Genomic DNA, 21373 nt, shown 5'->3' on the forward strand with positions numbered 1-21373 from the left:
CATCCCCTACCCGCCGGTAAAGCGCACGGCCAGGCTCCTGGGCACCCGCCCAGGAGCCGTTGGGCGGATGCTCAGGAGCGGATCCGGGAGTCGTAGGCCTTGCGGGCGTCGTGGTCGAAGTCGAGGAAGATCGTGTCGAGGCCGAGACGGCGGTTCATCGCGTCCTTCACCGACTGGGGCATGAGGCCGCTGATCTTCACCGAGGCCGCGAGCTTCGACGGGACCGTCACCTGCGGGCGGGGCTTGGCGATGAGGTTCACGACCGCCTTCGCGATGTCCTCGGGCTCGCAGTTCTTCTGCCCCTTCGGGCTGCGGGTCCCGGCGACCAGCTCGGTGTTGGTGAAGGTCGGCAGGACCGCGCTGACCTCGACGCCGTGCCTCTTCACCTCCAGCCGGGCCGCCTCGGTGAAGCCCAGGACCGCGGCCTTGCTGCCGTTGTAGAGGGCCAGGCCCGGCGTCGACAGGACGCCCGCCAGCGAGGCGATGTTGATCACGTGGCCCTTGCCGAGGGGCACGAACCGCGCCAGAGCGATCTTGGTGCCGAGCATGACGCCGTGCACGTTGATGTCGAAGCAGCGCTTGGCGTCGGCGTCGGTCTCCTCGAGCACGGGGCCGATCGGCATGATGCCGGCGTTGTTGATCAGGACGTCGTACTCGCCCGCCGCCTCGAGGAACACCTCGAAGGAGGCCCGGTTGGTCACGTCGAGGACGTGTCCCTCGACACCGAGCTCGGACGCCGCCTTCGCGACGGCCTCCTCGTCGATGTCACCGATGACGACGGTGGCGCCGCCGGCCTTCAGTGCCTTGGCGGTGGCGTAGCCGATGCCTCTCGCGGCTCCGGTAATGGCGACGATCACTTCAAACGCTCCAGTTGTACGGGGAGCCCGTCCTTGGGCACCGGGAGGGTGGACATGTCGAGCGGCCAGACGTAGTCGTCCGCCACCGACCATGAGTAACGCGTCAGCACCTGGTGCAGGATCGCCTTGATCTGCATCCCGGCGAAGTGGAGGCCGATGCACTTGTGGACGCCCCCGCCGAACGGATGCCAGGCGTAGGGGTGCACCCGGTCCTCCTTGCGGGCGTACCGCTCCGGATCGAACCGCTCCGGCTCGGGCCAGTACTCCTCCAGGTAGTGGTTGGTGAACGTCGCGGCGTTCACCAGCGTGCCCTTCGGGATGTGGTGGCCCAGCACGACGGTGTCCTTGACGGCCTGACGCGGCAGTCCCGGCACCGGCGAGCACATCCGCAGGGCCTCCTTCATCACCAGGTCGAGGGAGACCAGCGCGTCGAGATCGCCGTACTCCAGGACGTCCTTGCCGAGGGCGAGGGACTCCGCGCGGCAGCGCTCCTGCCACTCGGGGTTCCTGGCCAGGTAGTAGGCCATCGACGTCATCGTGATGGTGGTGGTGTCGTGCGCCGCCATCAACGCGAAGATCATGTGGTTGACGACGTCCTCGTCGGTGAAGCGGTGACCGTCGTCGGACTCGGCCTGGCAGAGAGCGGCGAACAGGTCCTCGCCGCCGTCGCGCCGCTTGGCGGCGATGTGGTCGTAGAAGAACTTCTCGAGGTGCTTGCGCGCCTTGAGCCCGCGCGACCAGCGCAGGCCCGGCACCGGGAAGCGGACGAGGCTGAGACCGGCCCTGACGGCGTCGATGAACGCCTTGTTGAGCCGGTCGGCCTCCTTCTTCTCCAGCTGGACGCCCACGAAGACGTCCAGGGCGAGGTCGAGGGTGAGCTGCTTGCCGGCCGGCAGCATCCGGAACCTCCCGGGCTCCCAGGTCGCGAGGCCCTCGGTGATGGTCCCGGCCATGCTGTCCATGTAGGAGCGCAGCCGGTCCCTGGTGAAGGCCTGCTGCATGATCCGCCGGTGGTGCAGGTGCTCCTCGAAGTCGAGCAGCATGATGCCCCGGTAGAAGAAGGGCCCGATGAAGAACCCCCAGGCCGGGGCGTTCGCGAACGCCTTGTCCCGGTTCACGAGCACCGTCTGGACGGCCTCGGGGCCCTGGAGCATCACCAGCTTCTTACCGAGGAAGTTCGACCACGACACGTCGCCGTGCTTCTCCCGGCGCGCGGCCGCCGTGCCCATCGGGTCCCGCAGCGACTGCAGGATGTAGCCGAGGTAGGGCAGGCCGGGATCACCGGGGACCGGTTTCAGCCCCTCCGGCGCGGGCGCCAGCATGACCATTCGACTGCCTCTCGTGACGACTGCCGTAAGTCTTTACTTACGCTGTACGTAACGTCAAGAGTGACCTGGGCCTCAGGTCCGGCCGGGGGGCCTTTTTCTACGATCTGGCCAGGTTTCTGGCGATCACCAGGCGCTGGATCTGGTTGGTGCCCTCGAAGATCTGCATGACCTTGGCCTCGCGCATGAACCGCTCGACGGGGAAGTCCTTGGTGTAGCCGTTGCCGCCCAGGACCTGGACGGCGTCCGTGGTGACCTTCATGGCGGCGTCGGTGGCGACCAGCTTGGCGATGCTGGCCTGACGGGCGTAGGGCAGCCCGGCGTCGCGGCGGCGCGCGGCCTCCAGGTAGGTGGCCCGGGCCGACTCGACCGCCGCCGCCATGTCCGCCAGCAGGAAGCCGAGGCCCTGGAATTCAATGATCTTCGAACCGAACTGCTCGCGCTCCTTGGCGTAGGAGATCGCGTGGTCGAGCGCGCCCTGGGCGAGGCCGACGGCGCACGCGGCGATCCCCAGACGGCCGGAGTCCAGGGCGGCCATGGCGACGGAGAATCCCGCGCCCTCCTCGCCCAGCAGCCGGTCCCGGCCCACCCGGACGCCGTCCAGGTGCAGCGGGGCCGTGGTCGAGCCGGTCAGGCCCATCTTCTCCTCGGGACGGCCCGCGCTCAGGCCCGGCATCTCCCCGTCCAGCAGGAAGGCGCTGATCCCCCGGGCGCCGGAGTCTCCGGTCCTGGCGAACAGGGCGTAGAAGTCGGCCTCGCCACCGTGGGTGATCCACGCCTTGGACCCGTTGACCACATAGCCGTCACCGTCGCGGGCGGCGCGGGTGGTCAGCGCGGCGGCGTCGGAGCCGGCCTGGGTCTCCGACAGGGCGTAACCGCCGAGGAGGTCGCCGCCGAGCATGTCCGGCAGGCGCTCCTTCTGGGCGTCCGAACCGAAGGTGAACACCGGGAAGCACGACAGCGTGTGCACGCTGACGCCCACGGCCACCGAGGCCCAGACCGCGCCGATCTCCTCCAGCACCTGGAGGTAGACCTCGTAGGGCTGGCCTCCCCCGCCCACCTCCTCGGGGTAGGCGAGGCCCAGCAGCCCGGCCCTGCCCAGCAGCCGGAAGACCTCGCGCGGGAAGGCGGCGTTCCGCTCCGCCTCCGCCACCCGGGGCAGCAGCTCCTTGGCGACGATCTCCCGGGTCAGCTCGATCAGCTCGGCCGACTCCGTCGTCGGCATCCTCCGCTCAGCGGGCATTCGTCCTCCTCGTAGAGTCCGCCCCGACTCTACGACGCACGCCCGCGGGCCCGGCACAGGAGGGTGCGCCGGGCCCCGCCCTCAGGCGAGGACCGTGACGTCCGTGAGCGTCCCGGCCTGGAGGCGCTCGTACATGTAGCGGCGGCGGGGCTTGCCGGAGGAGGTCCGCTCGATGAGGCCGCGGGGGCCGGTGACGATGGTGAGGTCGGCGTCGTCGAGGCGGCGGGACAGGAAGCGGCGGGCCTCGGAGGTCCAGTCGCCCTCCTCGGCCTCGACGAACAGGGCCACGCCCCGCGAGCCCACCCCGGGGACGGCCACGACGGTGAGGCGGCCCTTGTGGAGGCCGGTGACCTCCGACAGCTTGGCCTCCAGGTCCTCGACGTAGACCGAGCGACCGCGGACCTTGAGGCTGTCGCCCATCCGGCCGAGGACGAAGAGCTGGCCCTTGTAGACGAAACCGGCGTCGCCCGTCCAGACCTCGCCGTCGATGAAGCGGGTCGACTTGCCCTCGGCACCGGCGTGGTAGCCGTCGCAGGCCGACGCGCCGCCCGCGACGATCTCGCCGAGATGGCCCTCGGGCAGTTCCTCGCCGTGCTCGTCGCAGATCCGGACCGGCAGCTCGGGGTCGGGCGAGCCGCAGCCGACCATCCAGCCGGACTTGTCGTTGAGCGAGTCGGGCCCGATACGGCGCTCCTCGGCGACCCTGACCCGCTCGCCGAAGTTCAGGGAGTCGGCCTCGGGGCGGATCGACAGCGGGGAGTCGCTGCCGTCGAACATCGTCACGCAGAGCGTGGTCTCGGCCATGCCGTAGGCGGGGCGGAAGACCGTGCGCCTGAAGCCGGTCGGCTCCATGAGCTGGGCGAAGGCCTCCATGCCCGCGGCGTCGACGGGCTCGGCGCCCGCGATGACGCTGCTCCAGCGGGACAGGTCGAGCCCCTCGACCTGCTCGGGCTTGATCCGCCGCGCCATGTAGGCGAACGCGAAGGGCGGGGCGGCGGCGTGCTCGGCGAGGGCGAACCGCTCCAGCCAGCGCTTCGGGTCGCGGATCCACTGGTCGGGCCGCATCAGGTGCAGGGTCGCCTGCCGGGTGACGGGCGTGATGAACGCGCCGATCAGGCCCATGTCGTGGTAGAGCGGCAGCCAGGAGTTGACCTCGTCGCCGTCCTTGAACCCGGCGAAGCGGGCGATGAGCGAGCTGTTGGCCTCGAGGTTGTCCCAGGTCACCCGGACACCGCGCGGCTCGCCGCTGGACCCGGAGGTGAACTGGAGCAGCGCCAGCTCCGAGGCCGGGGCCAGCGGAGCCTCGTGCGCGGCCTCGCGCGGCAGCCACGGCTCACCCTCCAGCCCGGCCCGCTCCATGCACTGCGCCGCCAGGTCCCTCAGGTCGGCGGAGGCGATGGTCAGCTTGGGCTTCGCCTGCCGCAGGATCGCCGCCACATGGGCGACGTACTCCTCGCCGGTCTGGAACAGCGGGGGCGTGACCAGGCACATCACCGCGCCGGACGCCCACACGCCGAAGTAGGTCGAGATCAGCTCGTAGTCGGTGGGAATGATCGCGCAGACGATGTCCCCGGGGCCGACGCCCTCCTCGGCGAGCGCCGCGGCGATCTTCTTGGCCGACGACGCGATCTCGGGGTAGCTCCGGAAGTCCCACCCGCCCTGCTCGTTCGCCAGATGCACGCCGCGATCCGGATGGGGCTCGTCGATCCAGTCCCGTAGCCAGGTCATCGCGCAGTCCTTCCAAGACGCCAGGGGGTGAGGGCAGCCCGAAGGGGTCTACCGGTGAGTAGAACCCGAGGGTAACCACATAATTCCGGCGATGTTACTCACTGGCGGCCTAGTTGGACAGGCGAGTCTTAGGCCTCCCGTGACAAAGTGTGGATCAAGGGCTCGGTGAGCGTCTCGGGGAGGACGCGCTCGACCCGGACGGTGTCGCAGCCGACCCATCCGGCCGCCTCCCACAGGGCCCTGGCCGCCGCCTCGACGTGCTTCGGGCCGTCGAGGGAGACCTGGCGGGCGACCAGGGTGGTGCCCTCCCGGCCCGGGTCGACCCGGCCGACCAGCCGCCCGCCCGCGAGCAGCGGCATCGCGAAGTACCCGTGGATCCTCTTGGGCCTGGGCACGTAGGCCTCGAGCCGGTGATGGAAGGTGAAGATCCGCTCAGTGCGGGCGCGGTCCCAGATCAGGGAGTCGAACGGGGACAGCAGGGTGGTGCGGTGGCGGCCCCTGGGCTCGGACTCCAGGGCGGCCGGATCGGCCCAGGCGCGGTCCTTCCACCCCGCGACGCTCACCGGGACCAGTCCCGTGGCCTCGACCACCTGGTCGACCTGGGCCTTCCTCAGCCGGTGGTAGTCGGCGAGATCCGCCCTGGTGGCCACGCCGAGCGCCCGGCCCGCCTGGCCGACGAGCCGGGTCACGCAGGCGTCGTCGTCGAGGTCCTCGGCGAGCAGGTCCGCCGGGATCGCCCGCTCGGCCAGATCGTAGACGCGCTTCCAGCCGCGGCGCTCCACGCAGACGACCTCGCCGACGTCGAGCAGCCACTCGATGGCGATCTTGGCCTCGGACCAGTCCCACCACACCCCGCCGGTCTTGGAGCCGCCGATGTCGCCCGACATCAGCGGACCCTCGTCGCGCAGGCGGGCCTTGATCTCGGCGATGGACTTCTCGGCGTCCTCCATCCGGTGCCAGCGGTGCCCGCGCTCCACGAAGGCCCTGCGGCGGAAGGCGAACAGCGGCCATTCCTCGATGGGCAGCACGCAGGCGGCGTGGGACCAGTACTCGAAGGAGGTCCCACGCCCCCAGTAGGCGTCCTCGACCTGAGCGCGGCCGACGGAGCCGAGACGGGCGTAGGGGATCAGCTCGTGCGAGCGCGCCAGGACCGAGATCGTGTCGAGCTGCACCGCGCCGAGGTGCCGCAGCACCCCGCGCACGCCGCCGCGCCGGTCCGGCGCCCCGAGAAACCCCTGCGCGCGCAGTGCGATCCTGCGCGCCTCATCAGCCGACAGCTCCATGGACCAACCCTACGAACCCCCACCGACAGTTCTTCCCCCGCGGAGGAAGGGCCGCGGGTCAGGCCGGCTGCGGCTCGGGCGAGGGCGGCTGGGGCTCGGGCGCCGGCGGCTGCGGGTCGGGACCCGGCGCCGGCGGCACGGGTGCGGGTTCGGGGACCGGCGGGCCCGGCGCGGGCAGCGGCCCGGGGCCGGGTTCCGGAACGGGCGGCGGTGGCAGCGGTGGAACGGTCATGTCCCAGCCCTTCCCCCGTCCGGGGATCGAAACCCCGGCCGGGCCGACCTGGGGAAAGGTTGAACAACGCACGAAGGGTAGTAAGCGTTCCATGACGCGCCGGACTCCGTAGAAGGGCAGGGACCATGAATCCGATCATCACCCGGCAGAGGACACGGCCCCAGGCCGCGGTGGGGGTCGCCTTCGCGGGAGCCCTGCTGACCGTCTTCGGCGCGCTGCTGTCCTGGGTGAGCCTGACCGTCCTCGTGGCGGTCTCCGTACGCGGTTACCGCACCGACGAGGGCAAGGTCGCCCTGGCGCTCGGCGCCGTCGGCCTGCTGACCGCGCTGGTGGCCTTCCTCGCCCGCGACGGCCGCGCCCTGTTCGCCACCGCGATGGCCGGGGTCGGCGCGCTGATCGCCGAGGTCGTGTTCGCCTTCCGCCTGCACGACGCCTTCGCCGGAGCGGTCGCGGACGGCAAGGACGCCGAGGCCGTCGGCGAGATCGTCGACGGTTCGCTCAGCCTCGAGACGGGCTGGGTCCTCGCCCTGTTCGGCTCGCTCCTGATGGTCGGCGCCGGGCTGTGGGCGGCCTCCCGGCACCGCTGACCCCCGACGTGGCGGGGTGCGGCCTTCCCCCGGGGGCGCGCCCCGTCACCCTCTTTCATCGCGACGGCCCGTAGGCGGGGATGCGGTGCAGGAGCTCCAGGGTGTCGGGCAGCGGCCCGCCGCGCGACAGCCACTCCTCGAGATCGCCCACGGCCGCCGCGCTGTTCATCAGCGCCAGCCACACCGGCCGCTCCCCCGGCCGCCGCACCACCACGACGTTCGCCTGCGAGCACGGGCCGAGGCACTCGCTCGTCCGCACCGCCACCCCGTCGATCCCGCGCAGCCGGGCCAGCAGCCCCGCGTGGTCGACCTGGGGGCTCTTCTGCTCGCTTCCGCAGCAGCAGCCGCGGCACACGACGAGACGGGGGGTCATGATCACCACTGGGTTCAGTGCAGCACGGAGATGTGGACGTGGTCGAAGTGGTTCTGGGTGATGCTGCCCCGGTCGGCCATGGGGCGCCAGCACTTGCAGACCGAGGGGTTCCAGATGTGCTGCTGCCAGATGACGTACTTGATGCCGAGGCGCTGCCAGTTGGAGATGGCGTAGCCGGCGGCGGCGTTGCCCTTGGCGACGCCCGCGGCTCCCGGCATCCGGCCGCCCGAGCTGACCATGAAGTCGGTGGCGTCGCCCGTGCCGTGGTCCTGGGGGTCCCCCGGACGGGCGCAGCCGATCACCAGGTACGGGCCCGTGGCGGCGTCGATCTCGTTGCGGACGGCCTGCATGTGGACCGAGCAGCCGTTCACGCCGGTCAGCGGCGAGCGGGCGGTCTGCGCCACCTGGACGGGCGCCGTGGCCTGCTGCTTGAGGATCGAGATCTTGACGCCCTTGGGCAGCAGCTTCAGCAGGCTCTTGCGGAGCTTCGGCAGGTTCTGCTTCGGCGCGCTGACCAGCATCGCGTTGCCGTGGGCCAGCCCCAGCCGCCGGGCCTGCTCGCGGGAGACGATCGCCTGGACCGTCGGCACGCCCAGGGCCGCGAAGGCCCCCACCCGGACGCTCGCGCCCCGCTGCTGCGCGCCCGCCGCGACGACCGTCCCGAGCCGTGGTCCCTGGAAGGAGATCGCCGCGTCGCCGCCCGCGACGTTCTTCCACAGGGCGTCGAGCTTGGCCGACTCCTTGGGGGCGAGGTTCCGGAAGGTCGACGGGTCGACGCCGAGCAGCCCGACCAGCCGTCCCGCCACGTAGGTCTGGGCCCCGTCGACGACCTCCGCGACCTTGACGCCCTTGATCCGCTTGGCCCTGGCCGCGGCGTCGGCGGGGAGCTCGGCCGGTGAGGCGATGAGCAGATGCGGGGTGTAGCGCTTCTTCAGCGGCGCGACGGTGATCTGCTTGGCCTGCTGGGGGCTGCCCGCGACCTCGTTGGAGAACTGGAAATCCTGGGGCACCGCCGCCTCGCCGTCGTGGGCGGCGATGATCGCGACGTCGACGGCGAGGGTCAGCATCACGGCCACGCCGATGGCGGCGGGAACCGCCCTCGCGTCGAAACGACCGCGCACCACGACACCCCCCGACTGGACCTGGCAGATTAACTTACATGGCCACCTCCAAGGTTCCGCTCGCCTCCTCCACCGGACGGTGGATCATCCTCGCCACCGTCCTCGGTTCCGGTATCGCCTTCCTCGACGGGTCGGTGGTCAACGTGGCGCTGCCCTCGATCAGCGAGGATCTGGGCGGGGGGATGGCCGTCCTGCAATGGATCCTCGACGGCTACCTGCTCACCCTCAGCGCCCTGCTGCTGCTCGGCGGCGCGCTCGGCGACCGTTACGGCCGCAAGCGCGTGTTCATGATCGGGCTGGTCGTGTTCACGATCGCCTCGCTCGGCTGCGGGATCGCCCCCGACTCCGGGACGCTCATCGTGGCCCGGCTGGTCCAGGGGGTCGGCGGGGCGCTGCTGATCCCCGGCAGCCTCGCCCTGATCGACGCGACGATCCACCCCGACGACCGGGGCCGGGCGATCGGCCGGTGGGCCGGGTTCTCCGGGGTGTCGTCGGCCGTCGGGCCGTTCGTCGGCGGCTGGCTGGTGGACGCGGCGAGCTGGCGCTGGGTCTTCCTGATCAACCTGCCGCTCGCCGCGATCGCGCTGGCGGTGACCCACCGGCACGTCCCCGAGAGCCGGACGTCCACGATCGAGGGCCCGCTGGACCTTCCCGGCGCCCTGGCCGTCACGGTGGGCCTCGGTGGATCGGTGTTCGCCCTGATCGAGGGCCCTTCGCGCGGCTGGAACGCCCTGACGATCGGCCTCGGCGTGATCGGCCTGCTGTCCCTGGCCGCCTTCCCCCTCCTCGAACGGCGGCAGCGCAACCCGCTGATCCCGCCGGAGCTGCTGCGGTCCCGGCAGTTCGTGGGCGTCAACCTCACGACCCTGACGGTCTACGCGGCCCTGGGCGGCGCGTTCTTCCTGTTCACCCTCCAGCTCCAGAACTCGATGGGCTACTCCGCCCTCCAGGCCGGGGTCTCCACCCTGCCGATGACCGTCATCATGATGCTGCTGTCGAGCCGGATCGGCGCGCTGGCCCAGCGGACCGGGCCGCGGCCGCTCATGACCGCGGGCCCGGTCGTCGCGGGGGCGGGCCTGGCCCTGATGACGCTGGCCCAGCCGGGAACGTCCTACCTGACCGGGGTGCTGCCCGGGGTGGTCGTGTTCGGGCTCGGGATGTCGATCACGGTCGCTCCGCTGACCTCGACGGTCCTGGCCTCGGTCGACGAGGAGCACGTGGGGGCGGCGTCCGGGGCGAACAACGCCGTGGCCAGGCTCGCCGGGCTGCTGGCGATCGCGATCCTGCCGCTGGCCGCCGGGCTCGACGCGGTCGGCGGGACGGGCGGCCTCGGCGACGGCTACGCGCGGGCGATGTGGATCTCCGCGGCCCTGTGCGCGGCGGGCGGCGCGATCTCCTGGTTCACGGTCTCCCGCGCCGGCACCCACGTGGACCGCGCCCAGCCGTCCCTGAACCACGGCTGCGTCGGCGACCGCCTACCGGAGAAGATCTGATATTTCTGTTATCTGGCGGTATGTTGCGGTGTCTCCGATAAGTGAGTGAGAACCCGATGCTCGAGGAGACGGTCGTCGCCGCGCGTTCCGGCGACCGGGAATCCGTTGCCGCCCTGGTCGAGGCCTGCCTGCCGCTGCTGTACAACGTGGTGGGACGGGCCCTCGACGGTCATCCGGACGTCGACGACGTCGTGCAGGAGACCGTCGTCAAGGTCCTGCGCGGGCTTCCCGCGCTGCGGGAGCCCGCGAAGTTCCGGTCGTGGCTGATCGCGATCGCCGTCCGGCAGATCCGCGACCACCAGGCCGTCCGGCGGGAGGTCGCCGACCGGCACACGACCCTCGACCGGGCGTCCGCCCCCGACTTCGCCGATCTGACGGTCCTGCGGCTCGGCCTGTCCGGTGAGCGCCGCGAGATCGCCGAGGCCACCCGCTGGCTGGACCCCTCGCACCGCGAGACGCTCTCGCTGTGGTGGCTGGAGCAGGCGGGCGAGCTGACGCGCGCCGACCTGGCCGTCGCCCTGGAACTGCCGCCCGCCCAGGTCGCGGTCCGGGTCCAGCGGATGCGCGAACAGCTCGACACCGCGCGGTCCATCGTCCGGGTCCTGAAGGCGGAGACCCGCTGCCCCGGGCTGCCCGGCTGGGACGGCGAGCCGAGCTCGGTGGCCCGCAAGCGGTTCGCCCGCCACATCGCCGAGTGCCGGGCCTGCTCCGGCGCGCCCGAACGGCTCATCCCGGCCGAGCGGCTGCTCGCGGGCATCCTCCTGGTGCCCGTCCCGGTGGAGTTCCATCCGCTGCCGCGCCTGGCCGCCCGGCAGTTCTCCGCCCCGTCCTCGGGCGGCGGGTTCGGCAAGGGCCTCGGGCTGGGCAAGAGCGCGATCGCGGTGCCCGCGGTGGCCGCCTCGGTCGCCGGGGTGATCGCCTTCGGGACCCTGCACGGCTCCGACGCCCGGCCGGCCGCGAACGTCACCTCCGGGCCGTCGGCCGCCGTGACGGCCGGCGCCGGACGCACGCCTCAGACCGGCGAGCCCGCCGCCGCGAAGCCGAAGGCGGCGCCCAAGGCCGCGCCGAAGCCCGGGAAGGCGTGCCTGAAGGGGGTCGCGAGCTGGCGGTTCAGCGCGTCGAAGAAGGCGCTGAAGGCCTCGGGCGCCTGCTGGTTCTACAGCTGGGGCGTGGGCCACGACGGGATCGCCTCCCCCTCGGGCGTCGAGTTCGTGCCGATGATCCGGGCGGCCTCCGACGTCAAGGACGTCTCCCGGGCCAAGGGCAGGTACCTGCTCGGCTTCAACGAACCCGACCTGCGCGAACAGGCGAACATGACCGTCGAGCAGGCCCTGGACCTGTGGCCGAGACTGATGCGCACCGGCAAGAAGCTGGGCAGCCCGGCCGTCGCGGTGAACGCCGCGGCGCCCGGCGGCTGGCTCGACCGCTTCCTCAGGGGCGCGGCGGCCCGGCACTACCGCGTCGACTTCGTCACCGTCCACTGGTACGGCTACGACTTCCGCACCAAGCCCGCGGTCTCCCAGCTCAGGAGCTATCTGACGGCCGTCCACAAGCGGTACGGCAAGCCGATCTGGCTGACCGAGTACGCGCTGATGAACTTCGGCGGCGGGCCGAAGTACCCCTCGCCGAAGAACCAGGCGGCGTTCATCACCGCGTCCGCGAAGATGATCGGCAAGCTCCCCTACGTCCAGCGCTACGCCTGGTTCGGGCTTCCCTCGACCCCGGACAGCGGCACCGGCCTCTACCGCGCGGACGGCACGCCGACGGCCATGGGCACCGCCTTCCGCAGGGCGCCGCGAACCCGCTGATCCGGGCGCCGCGCGGCGCGGCTTGCGGCGGCGGGGGCCCAGTGCTGGGATGGCCCCGTGACCCGAACCCACGGAGCCGTCGAGGCCGTCTGGCGGATCGAGGCAGCCCGGGTGGTCGCCGCGCTGACCCGGCTCGTGCGCGACGTCGGGCTGGCCGAGGAGCTGGCCCAGGACGCCCTGGTGGCGGCCCTGGAGCAGTGGCCCGCCGAGGGCGTCCCGCGCAATCCCGGCGCCTGGCTGATGACCGTGGCCAAGCGCCGGGCGATCGACCTCATCCGGCGCGAGGAGAACTACCGGCGCAAGCTCGACGAGGTCGGCCGCTCCACCGCGTTCACCACCGGCCTGGAGCGGCACGAGTTCATCGAGGACGACGTCCTCAGGCTGGTCTTCACCGCCTGCCATCCCGTGCTGCCGACCGAGGCCAAGGTGGCGCTGACGCTGCGGCTGCTCGGCGGGCTGACCACCGGGGAGATCGCGCGGGCGTTCCTGGCCACGGAGCCCGCGGTGGCGCAGCGGATCGTCCGGGCGAAGAAGGCGCTGGCGAAGGCCGAGGTGGAGTTCGAGGTTCCCGAGGGCCCGGAGCTGGCCGAACGGCTGGCGTCGGTCCTCGAGGTCGTCTACCTGGTCTTCAACGAGGGGTACACGGCGACGGCGGGCGACGACTGGATGCGTCCGGAGCTCTGCGCCGAGGCCCTGCGGCTGGCGCGGCTCGTCGCGGCCCTGATGCCCGCCGAACCCGAGGCGCAGGCGCTCCAGGCCCTGCTGGAGATCCAGGCGTCCCGGACGGCCGCCCGCACCGACGCCGCGGGAGACCCGGTCCTGCTCACCGACCAGAACCGGGACCTGTGGAACCGGCTGCTGATCACCCGCGGCCTCGCCGCCCTGGCCGCCGCCGACGCCCTGACCGCCGAGCGCGGCGTCTACCATCTCCAGGCCGCGATCGCCGCCTGCCATGCCCGCGCCCACACCGTCGAGGGCACCGACTGGCGGGCCATCGCCGGACACTACGAGGAGCTGGCCCGCCGCACCGGCTCCCCCGTCGTCGAGCTGAACCGGGCCGTCGCCCTGTCGATGGCCTACGGTCCCGCCCTCGGGCTGACCCTGCTCGACCAGCTCACCGGCGAGCCGTCCTTGCGGGACTACCACCTGCTGCCGGCCGTCCGGGGCGACCTCCTCGTCCGGCTGGACCGGCGCGAGGAGGCGCGCGCCGAGCTCCAGCGGGCCGCTGCCCTCACCCGGAACGCCCGCGAGCGCGCCCTGCTGCTGTCCCGCGCGGCGGACCTGTGACGGCGAGGGGCGGGGAGGAGGTCCGCCGCCGCAACCTCGGGGCGGTCCTGCGCGAGGTCCATCTGGGCGGGCCGGTCTCGCGGTCGGTCCTCGCCGGGCGGCTCGACCTCAACCGCAGCACGATCATGGCCCTGACGGCCGAGCTCACCGCAGCGGGACTGGTCACCGAGGACGCCCCCGCCGACACCGGGCGGGCCGGCCGCCCCTCGCTCGTCGTGTCGCCCGCGTCGCGCCGCTGCTACGTGCTGGCCTTCGACGTGGCCGTGGACCGGCTGGTCGCGGCGCGGGTCGGGCTCGGCGGCGTGGTCCTGGCCCGGCGCGAGGCGGTGCGGCCCCGCACGGGCGTGGATCTCGGCGACGTGGTGGGCGTCCTCGCAAGGTTCGGGCGCGACCTCCTCGACCCGGACGCCACCTGCGTGGGGATCGGCGCGTCCTACTGCGGCATGGTCAGGCGCGCCGACGGCATGGTCAGGTACGGGCCGCACCTCGGCTGGCAGGACCAGGCGTTCGGCCCCGCCCTCGCCGCCGGGCTCGGCCTCGCTCTCCCGGTCGAGGTCGGCAACGAGGCCCATCTCGGGGCCGTCGCCGAGCATCTGCGGGGCGCGGGAGTGGGCCACCGGAACCTCGTCTACCTGCACGGGGACGTCGGGGTCGGCGGCGGGATCATCGTCGGCGGCCGGCTCCTCGACGGTGACGGCGGCTACGGCTGCGAGGTCGGGCACATGCTGGTGAACCCCTTCGACGGCCGTCCGTGCCTGTGCGGCTCGCGCGGCTGCCTGGAGGCCGAGGTCGGCGAGCAGGCCCTGCTGGAGCACGCCGGACGGGCCGGGGAACTCGTGGGCCGCGCGGGCGTCGGCGCGGTCGTCGCGCTGGCGGACGGCGGTGATCCGGCCGCCCGCGAGGCCCTCGACCGGATCGGGGACTGGCTCGGCGTCGGCGTGGTGAACCTGATCAACCTGTTCAATCCCGGCCTGGTGGTCTTCGGCGGGGTGCTGCGCGACCTCTACCGCGGCACGGCGGAGCCCGTCCGGCGCAGGATCGACCGGCACGTGCTGCCGGTCTCCCGCGAGCGGGTCCGCCTCGCCACCTCGGCCCTCGCCGACGACGCCACCCTGGCGGGCGCCGCCGAGCTGGCCTTCGCCGCCCTGCTCGAGGACCCTATGACGGCCGTTCGGTGAGCGGCAGGTAGACCGAGAACCGGGTCTCCCCCGGACGGGAGGAGACCGCGAGGTCGCCGCCGTGCCGGTTGACGACGATCCGGTAGGAGATGTCCAGGCCGAGGCCGGTCCCCTGGCCGATGGGCTTGGTGGTGAAGAACGGCTCGAAGATCCGCGACTGGAGGGCGTCGGGGATGCCGGGGCCGCTGTCGGTGATGTCCACCCGGACCCGGTCGCCGTCGCGCGAGGTCCTCAGGGTGAGCCGGCCGCTGCCCTCCATGGCCTGGGCGGCGTTGTCGATCAGGTTGGTCCACACCTGGTTGAGCTCGCCCGCGTACACCGGGACGGGCGGCAGCGACCGGTCGAAGTCCGTGACGACCTCCAGCCCGGCGAGCTTGCCGTTGAGCATGACCAGCGTGCTCTCCAGCCCGGCGTGCAGATCGGCCCGCTCGAACGGCCCCCGGTCCATGTTGGAGTACTGCTTGGCGGCCGCGACCAGCGACGACACCCGGTGGACGGAGTCCTCGATCTCGTTCAGCAGCAGCTCGGACTCGAGCGTGTAGGCCAGCCAGTGGGTCGCCCCCTCCAGCAGCTCCGGCGGCGCCTGCTCGGCGATCCGGTCGAGGAACCCGGGGTCGATCCCCGCCCCGACGAAGATCGGCGCGATCTCCCAGCCGTTGCGGCAGTCGTGGTCGTCGAGCCAGTCGGAGACCTCGTCCTCGCGTTCGGACTCCTGCACCGCGCTGAGCTTGGGCGCGTCCTTGATCTGCTGGACGGCCTCCTCCTGGAAGTCGACGAGCAGCATCAGCAGCCGCGGGTCGATCCGCTCGTGGGCGATCTTCGCCATCTTGTGGCGGGTGCCCGCGACCCGCTCGCGCAGCGTCGCGGTGGCCCGGACGGCCGCCGCCGCCGGGTTGTTCAGCTCGTGCATGAGCCCGGCGCTGAGCTGGCCGAGCGCCAGGAGCTGCTGGCGCTGGCCGACCATGGTCTGCCGGTTGCGCATCCCGAGGAACAGGCCCTCGAGCAGGTGGACCGACATCGGGAACCAGGTCTCCATGACCCAGCGGAAGTCGGTGTTGGACAGCACGAAGAAGGTGCAGTCCGTGCAGGCGCGGAGCGTCGCGGTGTAGCCCTCCTCCGCCCCCTCGCCCGTCACGTAGGCGCGGACCGACCCGGCGTAGGCGCCGAAGTGGTCGGTCCTGACCGTCTCGACGTCGTCCTGGCCGACCCGGTAGCTCAGCGCGATGGTCCCCTCCAGGAGCTGGAGGAACACCTCCGCGGGCTCTCCCTCGGTGAACACGATCGCGTCCGCGGGGGCCGAGGCGACCCAGCCGTTCTCCGACAGCCAGCCGAGCTGGTCGTCGGTCAGCGCCTCGAACAGGAACAGCCTGCGGAGCTCTTCGGGGGCCAGACGCCCCTCCGACTCGGTGATCTTCATGACGCTCCCAGGAAGCGATGGGCGAGCGAGACCGCCATCGCGCCGTCGCCCACCGCCGACGCGACCCGTTTGATCGATTCCGCGCGGACGTCGCCCGCCACGAACACGCCCGGCACGCTCGACTCCAGCGGCCAGGGATCGCGGTCGAGCGGCCAGCCGCCCGGACGCCGTCCCTCGACGAAGAGATCGGTGCCCGTCCTGATGAAGCCGTTGGCATCGCGGTCAAGGGTGTCTGCCAGCCAATCCGTGCGTGGCTGCGCACCAATGAAGACGAAAAGGTGGTTGGCGTCGACGCGTTCGAGTCTTCCGTCGGTGTTGCACAACGTGAGCGCCTCGAGTCTCTCCTCGCCGTGCGCCTCGCCGACGACCGTCTCGGTCCGCACCGTCACGTTCTCGATCGCCCGGAGCTGCTCGATCAGGTAGTACGACATGCTCCGGTCGAGCGAGTCGCCCCTGATCACCAGGGTGACCGACTTGGCGACCCGGGAGAAGAACACCGCGGCCTGCCCCGCCGAGTTGGCGCCGCCGACGATGTACACGTCGTCGCCCGCGCAGGCGTCCGCCTCGGTCATCGCCGAGCCGTAGAAGACGCCGCGCCCGGTCAGCTCCTGGACGCCCGGCGCGGCCAGCTCGCGGTAGGACACCCCGGTCGCCACGATCACGGTGTGCGCCGTGACCTCGCGGCCGTCCCCGAACGTCAGGGTCCTGGCCGGTCCGTCGGCGCGCAGGCCCGTGACGTCGCAGGTGGTGAGGATCTCGGTCCCGAACTTGACGGCCTGCCGCCGCGCCCGGTCGGTCAGCTGCCCGCCGGAGACCCCGTCGGGGAAGCCCAGGTAGTTCTCGATCCGCGAGGACTGCCCGGCCTGCCCGCCGGTGGAGTACCGCTCGACCAGCAGGGTCCGCAGCCCCTCGGAGGCGCCGTACACGGCCGCGCCGAGGCCCGCGGGGCCGCCGCCGACCACGACCAGGTCGTACAGGTCGGTCGCCGGGGTCGTGGACAGGCCGACCGCCGAGGCGAGCCGTCCCGCCGACGGGGCGACCAGCGCCTCTCCGTCCGGGGTGACCACCACGGGCAGCGTGACGCCCTGCTCGAGGTCGGCGGCCTGGAGCAGCCTGACGGCCTCCGGGTCGTCGATCTGGAACCACCGGTAGGGGATGGCGTTGCGGGCCAGGAAGTCGCGGACCTCGAAGGACGGCGGCGACCAGCGGTGCCCGATCACCTTGGTCTCGGCGCCCGCGGAGTCGGGTTCGGCCTTGTAGGAGGTGATCATCGCGTCGACGACCGGGTAGAGCTTCTCCTCGGGCGGGTCCCAGGGCTTGAGCAGGTAGTGGTCGACGTCGACCACGTTGATCGCCGCGATGGCCGCGTCCGTGTCGGCGTAGGCCGTCAGCAGGGCGCGGCGGGCGCGGGGATAGATGTCCATCGCCTGCTCGAGGAACTCGATCCCGGACATCTCCGGCATCCGGTAGTCCGCCAGGATGACGGCCACCCGGGCGCCCTTGAGCTTGAGCTCCTTCAGCGCCTCGATGCCCTCGGCGCCGGAGCCCGCCCGGACGATCCTGAACTTCTCGCCGTACTTCCTGCGCAGGTCGCGTGCGACGGCCCGGGAGACCGACGGGTCGTCGTCGACGGACAGCAGGACCGCGCGTTCGGCTTCACCGCTCATGAGTGGGAGAAGTCCTCCAGGCCGGCGGCCCTGAACGAGCCCTCGTCGACGTAGCACCAGCCCCAGCTCTCCCCCGGTTCGAAGGAGGTGATCAGCGGATGGCCGGTCTCGTGGAAGTGCGCCGTCGCGTGCCTGGCGGGCGAGGAGTCACAGCAGCCGACGTGCCCGCAGACACGGCACATCCGCAGATGCACCCAGCGTCCCCCGAGCCGCAGGCAGTCCTCACATCCCGCGGCCGAGGGCTGCGCCTCGGCCTTGATCTGATCCAGATGTGTACAGGTCTGTGCCATGACAAGATCCTACGTCGCGCTTCGCCGGACCGTTCCGTCGTGATCGTGACGTTCGGCGCACGCCCCCTGATGCGGCTCTTGCTGCGCCGTTGTCACGGTTCGGGCATTTACCGCTTCATGCGACGGCCGTGACGGTAACTTTCCGTGGCGAACGGTCGTGCCGGTGATGACGCGGACTACGCGGTACCGGCGCCGGGTGGACCGGCGCCGCGAACGCCCTCGACCAGCCCCGCCCCCTCAGAACGGACCCGATATGCCTCACGCCCCCACCACCCCGCTGGCTGCCGCCCTCGACCGTGTGGAGGAACTCCTCGGCACCCATGCCGACGCCCTGGAGGAGCCGGAGCACGCCGCCCGCGACCTCCGCGACCTCCGCGAGGAGGCCACCTCCGCCCGTCCGGACGTGGCCCGCCGCGACTCGGCCCTGTCCCGCCTGACCCACCGCGTCTCCACGGTGGCCCCGCTGCTGACGGCCGTCGAGTCCGTCCGCAACCTGCTGGCTTAGCGGACCCCCGCCCCCTCGGTCCCCCGCTCCGTCACCGCGGGCGTGCGCGAGCGCCCGCGCGCGACCCTGACGAGCCCCGTGACGCCGATCACCAGGGCGGCGCCCACCAGCGCGAACTTCACTCCGGAAGCGAGGGCGGCCCGGGCGAACAGGGCGTCCTCCCACCGCGACAGCCCCAGCGCCAGATGGACGTTCTCGACGACGTCGAGAATCCCCGCGCCGACCGCGCAGGCCGCCCCTGCGATCCCGAGCCGCCGCCCCGGCCATCCGGCGAGGGACGCGAGGACGAGAGTGGCGACGTATCCGGCGATGAACACGTAGTCGGCGGCGAGGGAGTCGCGGAAGGCCTCCACCCGTCCGGCGGTGAGTTCTCGCGCCGTCGCGGCGTCCCCCGCGAACTCGAACCGCGCGATCGGCAGCGACGCGTCCGCCAGGACTCCGTAGACCACTCCCGCCGCGACGACCGGCAGCAGGCACAGGGCAACCCGTTTGAGGCTCATCCCGCATCAGTCTCATGAGAGTCCCAGGGATCACCACATGAAGGCCGATCCTGGCCTCACCAGGCCGATAACGGCCGTATTCACGACAGAAGACTCGAACGCCCCGAAGGGGTCGTATTGGCACGTGCCAATCCGTCGGCCCGCAACGCTGGTGGTTCGCCCGATTCGCGGCGGGCGCGGGGCGCCCATAGTTCTGGCATCGGCCCCCGGCATCCCCCCCTCGCCGCTGTGGGCCGGTTCGAGAGGAGCCTCCATGTTCAGCAGAATCAAGGTCCTGACCCTGACCGCGGCCCTGGCCGTCGCGGGTGTCGCCGGTGCGACGTCCGCGAGCTCGGCGGAGAACCCCTACGAGCGAGGCCCGGCCCCGACGAACTCGAGCATCGAGGCGTCCAGGGGCACGTTCGCGGTCTCGCAGACGACGGTCTCGTCGCTGGTGACCGGTTTCGGCGGCGGCACGATCTACTACCCGACGTCGACGTCCTCCGGCACGTTCGGCGCGATCGCGGTGGCCCCCGGCTTCACGGCTTACCAGTCGAGCATGGCCTGGCTGGGCCCGCGCCTGGCCTCCCAGGGCTTCGTGATCTTCACGATCGACACCAACACCACGTCGGACCAGCCGGCGAGCCGCGGCGACCAGCTCCTGGCGGCGCTGGACTACCTGACCCAGCAGAGCTCGGTCCGCACCCGCATCGACGCTTCCCGCCTGGGCGTGATGGGCCACTCGATGGGTGGCGGCGGCACCCTGGAGGCGGCGAAGGACCGCACGTCCCTGAAGGCCGCGATCCCCCTGACCCCGTGGGACACGGACAAGACCTGGCCCGAGGTCCGCACCCCCACCCTGATCTTCGGCGCCGACGGTGACACCATCGCCCCGGCCGGCACCCACGCCGAGCCCTTCTACAACACGCTCCCGTCCTCCCTGGACCGCGCCTACCTCCGCCTGAACGGCGCCACCCACTTCACCCCGAACTCCTCCAACACCACCATCGCCAAGTACTCCATCTCCTGGCTCAAGCGCTTCATCGACAACGACACCCGCTACGAGCAGTTCCTCTGCCCCCTCCCCACCGCCAGCCTCACCATCGAGCAGTACAGGGGCAACTGCCCCCACACCTCGTAAAAAAGGCCAGGGACAAAGCCAGCAGACAGAACCCCCAACCCGAAAAACAGCGAAGGCCGCATCTCAAAGAGATGCGGCCTTCGCCTGTGAGTAGCGGGGACAGGATTTGAACCTGCGACCTCTGGGTTATGAGCCCAGCGAGCTACCGAGCTGCTCCACCCCGCGTCGGTAAACCCAACTCTACCGCCCCCAAAGCACTCCTCCGACCACGACGAAAAATCACCCAGAGAAGCACTTGCACGGAAAACGAACAAGCCAGAGAAAAGAAGACCCACCCGCCCACCCGACACCCGCCCACCCACCCCGGCCCTGCGCGGGTGGGCGGGGTGTCGGGGGCGCAGCCCCTGACCGCCGGGGGTCCGGGGGTCGTCCCCCGGGGGAAATGCGAAGAGCCGGTGCGGAAAGAAGCGAATGCTTCGACCACACCGGCTCTACGGCTCGTAGCGGGGACAGGATTTGAACCTGCGACCTCTGGGTTATGAGCCCAGCGAGCTACCGAGCTGCTCCACCCCGCGTCGGTATGGGTTGAGGCTATGCCCGGGCGGGGGGTTACGCAAATCGGGGGTCACTGGGGGGTGACGTAGGCGCCGGAGATTCCGCCGTCCACGAGGAATTCGGCGGCGGTGATGAAGCTGGAGTCGTCGCTGGCGAGGAAGGCGACGGCGGCGGCGATTTCCTCGGGTTCGGCGAAGCGGCCGGTGGGGATGTGGACGAGGCGGCGGGCGGCGCGTTCGGGGTCCTTGGCGAAGAGTTCCTGGAGGAGGGGGGTGTTGACGGGGCCGGGGCTGAGGGCGTTGACGCGGATGCCTTCGCGGGCGAACTGGACGCCGAGTTCGCGGGACATGGCGAGGACGCCGCCCTTGGAGGCGGTGTAGGAGATCTGTGAGGTGGCGGCGCCCATGCGGGCGACGAAGGAGGCGGTGTTGATGATGGAGCCCTTGCCGGCGGCCTGCATGTAGGGGATGACGTGTTTGCAGCAGAGGTAGACGCTGGTGAGGTTGACGTCCTGGACGCGCTTCCAGGCCTCCAGGCCGGTGGTGAGGATGGAGTCGTCGTCGGGCGGGGAGATGCCGGCGTTGTTGAAGGCGATGTCGATGCGGCCGTAGGTGTCGTGGGTGACGGCGTAGAGGTTCTGGACTTCCTGTTCGCTGGTGACGTCGACCTTGACGTACAGGCCGCCGAGTTCGCCGGCGTACCGCTCGCCTCGGGGTTCGTCGAGGTCGGCGATGACGACGGTGGCTCCTTCGGACGTGAAGCGGCGGGCGGTGGCGAGGCCGATGCCGCTGGCTCCGCCGGTCACGACGGCCACCCGGCCTTCGAGGCGCTGCATGTTCAGGTCTTTCCCATCAGTCGGTGGAG

20 protein-coding genes and 2 tRNA genes are annotated in these 21373 nt (G+C 71.6%); 7 read left to right on the forward strand and 15 right to left on the reverse strand.

From position 1 onward, the window contains the following. Positions 1-71: 71 nt before the first annotated feature. From ABD785_RS05230 to ABD785_RS05255, 6 genes are all read right to left on the reverse strand, one after another. On the reverse strand, positions 72-857 hold the full coding sequence (locus tag ABD785_RS05230; RefSeq protein WP_344822689.1) for an SDR family oxidoreductase: 786 nt from the start codon (positions 855-857) through the stop codon (positions 72-74). Continuing rightward, the gene (locus tag ABD785_RS05235) at positions 854-2185 is read right to left on the reverse strand and encodes a cytochrome P450 (RefSeq protein ID WP_344822691.1); all 1332 of its coding nucleotides are present in this window, start codon (positions 2183-2185) and stop codon (positions 854-856) included. Before ABD785_RS05235 ends, ABD785_RS05230 begins: the two co-directional genes overlap by 4 nt. A gap of 97 nt (positions 2186-2282) precedes the next feature. Next, on the reverse strand, positions 2283-3425 hold the full coding sequence (locus ABD785_RS05240; RefSeq protein ID WP_344822693.1) for an acyl-CoA dehydrogenase family protein: 1143 nt from the start codon (positions 3423-3425) through the stop codon (positions 2283-2285). A gap of 81 nt (positions 3426-3506) precedes the next feature. Then, a complete protein-coding gene (locus tag ABD785_RS05245; RefSeq protein WP_344822695.1) occupies positions 3507-5153 on the reverse strand; it encodes an AMP-binding protein in 1647 nt (548 codons plus the stop codon). Between the two features lie 128 nt (positions 5154-5281). Next, on the reverse strand, positions 5282-6436 hold the full coding sequence (locus tag ABD785_RS05250) for a winged helix-turn-helix domain-containing protein (protein ID WP_344822697.1): 1155 nt from the start codon (positions 6434-6436) through the stop codon (positions 5282-5284). A gap of 58 nt (positions 6437-6494) precedes the next feature. Continuing rightward, positions 6495-6668 (reverse strand): hypothetical protein, encoded by a 174-nt coding sequence (locus ABD785_RS05255; protein WP_344822699.1) that lies wholly within the window; start codon positions 6666-6668, stop codon positions 6495-6497. A gap of 125 nt (positions 6669-6793) precedes the next feature. Between ABD785_RS05255 and ABD785_RS05260 the strand changes: the two genes are divergently transcribed. Next, complete coding sequence (locus ABD785_RS05260; protein WP_344822701.1) at positions 6794-7255, forward strand: hypothetical protein; 462 nt, start codon at positions 6794-6796, stop codon at positions 7253-7255. Between the two features lie 55 nt (positions 7256-7310). On the opposite strand, the gene ABD785_RS05265 is transcribed toward ABD785_RS05260, so the two are convergent. Continuing rightward, the gene (locus ABD785_RS05265; protein ID WP_344822703.1) at positions 7311-7628 is read right to left on the reverse strand and encodes a (2Fe-2S) ferredoxin domain-containing protein; all 318 of its coding nucleotides are present in this window, start codon (positions 7626-7628) and stop codon (positions 7311-7313) included. A 14-nt stretch (positions 7629-7642) separates the two neighbouring features. Beyond that, positions 7643-8749, reverse strand: a complete 1107-nt coding sequence (locus ABD785_RS05270; protein ID WP_344822705.1) for a VldE C-terminal domain-containing protein — start codon at positions 8747-8749, stop codon at positions 7643-7645. Positions 8750-8787: 38 nt separating this feature from the next. On the opposite strand from ABD785_RS05270, the gene ABD785_RS05275 reads away from it, so the two are divergent. From ABD785_RS05275 to ABD785_RS05290, 4 genes are read left to right on the forward strand one after another with little or no spacing between them, the layout of a single operon-like run. Beyond that, a complete protein-coding gene (locus tag ABD785_RS05275) occupies positions 8788-10242 on the forward strand; it encodes an MFS transporter (protein WP_344822707.1) in 1455 nt (484 codons plus the stop codon). Positions 10243-10283: 41 nt separating this feature from the next. After that, entirely contained in the window at positions 10284-12050 is a 1767-nt protein-coding gene (locus ABD785_RS05280; RefSeq protein WP_344822709.1) for a sigma-70 family RNA polymerase sigma factor, read from the forward strand. 57 nt (positions 12051-12107) lie between these two features. Then, on the forward strand, positions 12108-13337 hold the full coding sequence (locus ABD785_RS05285; RefSeq protein WP_344822711.1) for an RNA polymerase sigma factor: 1230 nt from the start codon (positions 12108-12110) through the stop codon (positions 13335-13337). Then, positions 13334-14515: an ROK family protein gene (locus ABD785_RS05290; RefSeq protein WP_344822713.1), complete on the forward strand. Its 1182-nt coding sequence runs from the start codon at positions 13334-13336 to the stop codon at positions 14513-14515. The genes ABD785_RS05285 and ABD785_RS05290 overlap by 4 nt, the downstream gene beginning before the upstream one ends. On the opposite strand, the gene ABD785_RS05295 is transcribed toward ABD785_RS05290, so the two are convergent. Genes ABD785_RS05295 through ABD785_RS05305 form a run of 3 tightly spaced genes read right to left on the reverse strand, consistent with a single transcriptional unit; the run spans position 14496 to position 17889 of the window. Next, the gene (locus tag ABD785_RS05295) at positions 14496-15932 is read right to left on the reverse strand and encodes an ATP-binding protein (RefSeq protein ID WP_344822717.1); all 1437 of its coding nucleotides are present in this window, start codon (positions 15930-15932) and stop codon (positions 14496-14498) included. The genes ABD785_RS05290 and ABD785_RS05295 overlap by 20 nt on opposite strands. Next, positions 15929-17599 (reverse strand): FAD-dependent oxidoreductase, encoded by a 1671-nt coding sequence (locus tag ABD785_RS05300; RefSeq protein WP_344822719.1) that lies wholly within the window; start codon positions 17597-17599, stop codon positions 15929-15931. Before ABD785_RS05300 ends, ABD785_RS05295 begins: the two co-directional genes overlap by 4 nt. Further along, on the reverse strand, positions 17596-17889 hold the full coding sequence (locus ABD785_RS05305; protein ID WP_344822723.1) for a ubiquitin carboxyl-terminal hydrolase 14: 294 nt from the start codon (positions 17887-17889) through the stop codon (positions 17596-17598). Before ABD785_RS05305 ends, ABD785_RS05300 begins: the two co-directional genes overlap by 4 nt. A 253-nt stretch (positions 17890-18142) precedes the next feature. On the opposite strand from ABD785_RS05305, the gene ABD785_RS05310 reads away from it, so the two are divergent. After that, positions 18143-18394 carry a DUF5955 family protein gene (locus ABD785_RS05310; protein WP_344822726.1) on the forward strand — a complete coding sequence of 84 codons (252 nt, stop codon included), beginning with the start codon at positions 18143-18145 and terminating at the stop codon, positions 18392-18394. On the opposite strand, the gene ABD785_RS05315 is transcribed toward ABD785_RS05310, so the two are convergent. Continuing rightward, positions 18391-18894 carry a hypothetical protein gene (locus ABD785_RS05315; RefSeq protein ID WP_344822728.1) on the reverse strand — a complete coding sequence of 168 codons (504 nt, stop codon included), beginning with the start codon at positions 18892-18894 and terminating at the stop codon, positions 18391-18393. The two genes, ABD785_RS05310 and ABD785_RS05315, sit on opposite strands and share 4 nt — an antisense overlap. A 253-nt stretch (positions 18895-19147) precedes the next feature. On the opposite strand from ABD785_RS05315, the gene bdeA reads away from it, so the two are divergent. Continuing rightward, positions 19148-20014 (forward strand): bis(hydroxyethyl) terephthalate hydrolase, encoded by an 867-nt coding sequence (gene bdeA / locus ABD785_RS05320; protein WP_344822730.1) that lies wholly within the window; start codon positions 19148-19150, stop codon positions 20012-20014. A 91-nt stretch (positions 20015-20105) separates the two neighbouring features. On the opposite strand, the gene ABD785_RS05325 is transcribed toward bdeA, so the two are convergent. The 3 genes from ABD785_RS05325 to ABD785_RS05335 all read right to left on the reverse strand — a co-directional run bounded on the left by ABD785_RS05325 (position 20106) and on the right by ABD785_RS05335 (position 21344). Continuing rightward, positions 20106-20179: transfer RNA gene (locus ABD785_RS05325), tRNA-Met, on the reverse strand. 276 nt (positions 20180-20455) lie between these two features. Next, positions 20456-20529, reverse strand: a tRNA-Met gene (locus ABD785_RS05330). A 50-nt stretch (positions 20530-20579) separates the two neighbouring features. Further along, on the reverse strand, positions 20580-21344 hold the full coding sequence (locus tag ABD785_RS05335) for a 3-oxoacyl-ACP reductase (protein WP_344822732.1): 765 nt from the start codon (positions 21342-21344) through the stop codon (positions 20580-20582). Positions 21345-21373 lie beyond the last annotated feature (29 nt).

The sequence above is a fragment of the Actinocorallia longicatena genome, assembly GCF_039534125.1.
Classification (GTDB): domain Bacteria; phylum Actinomycetota; class Actinomycetes; order Streptosporangiales; family Streptosporangiaceae; genus Actinocorallia; species Actinocorallia longicatena.

What these genes read in the sequence shown, in the direction of transcription:
- ABD785_RS05335 (WP_344822732.1), bottom strand. Translation starts at nt 21,344, where the DNA reads ATGCAGCGCCTCGAAGGCCGGGTGGCCGTCGTGACCGGCGGAGCCAGC.
- ABD785_RS05265 (WP_344822703.1), bottom strand. Translation starts at nt 7,628, where the DNA reads ATGACCCCCCGTCTCGTCGTGTGCCGCGGCTGCTGCTGCGGAAGCGAG.
- ABD785_RS05310 (WP_344822726.1), top strand. Translation starts at nt 18,143, where the DNA reads ATGCCTCACGCCCCCACCACCCCGCTGGCTGCCGCCCTCGACCGTGTG.
- ABD785_RS05315 (WP_344822728.1), bottom strand. Translation starts at nt 18,894, where the DNA reads ATGAGCCTCAAACGGGTTGCCCTGTGCCTGCTGCCGGTCGTCGCGGCG.
- ABD785_RS05250 (WP_344822697.1), bottom strand. Translation starts at nt 6,436, where the DNA reads ATGGAGCTGTCGGCTGATGAGGCGCGCAGGATCGCACTGCGCGCGCAG.
- ABD785_RS05260 (WP_344822701.1), top strand. Translation starts at nt 6,794, where the DNA reads ATGAATCCGATCATCACCCGGCAGAGGACACGGCCCCAGGCCGCGGTG.
- bdeA (WP_344822730.1), top strand. Translation starts at nt 19,148, where the DNA reads ATGTTCAGCAGAATCAAGGTCCTGACCCTGACCGCGGCCCTGGCCGTC.
- ABD785_RS05275 (WP_344822707.1), top strand. Translation starts at nt 8,788, where the DNA reads ATGGCCACCTCCAAGGTTCCGCTCGCCTCCTCCACCGGACGGTGGATC.
- ABD785_RS05240 (WP_344822693.1), bottom strand. Translation starts at nt 3,425, where the DNA reads ATGCCCGCTGAGCGGAGGATGCCGACGACGGAGTCGGCCGAGCTGATC.
- ABD785_RS05305 (WP_344822723.1), bottom strand. Translation starts at nt 17,889, where the DNA reads ATGGCACAGACCTGTACACATCTGGATCAGATCAAGGCCGAGGCGCAG.
- ABD785_RS05295 (WP_344822717.1), bottom strand. Translation starts at nt 15,932, where the DNA reads ATGAAGATCACCGAGTCGGAGGGGCGTCTGGCCCCCGAAGAGCTCCGC.
- ABD785_RS05245 (WP_344822695.1), bottom strand. Translation starts at nt 5,153, where the DNA reads ATGACCTGGCTACGGGACTGGATCGACGAGCCCCATCCGGATCGCGGC.
- ABD785_RS05300 (WP_344822719.1), bottom strand. Translation starts at nt 17,599, where the DNA reads ATGAGCGGTGAAGCCGAACGCGCGGTCCTGCTGTCCGTCGACGACGAC.
- ABD785_RS05255 (WP_344822699.1), bottom strand. Translation starts at nt 6,668, where the DNA reads ATGACCGTTCCACCGCTGCCACCGCCGCCCGTTCCGGAACCCGGCCCC.
- ABD785_RS05235 (WP_344822691.1), bottom strand. Translation starts at nt 2,185, where the DNA reads ATGGTCATGCTGGCGCCCGCGCCGGAGGGGCTGAAACCGGTCCCCGGT.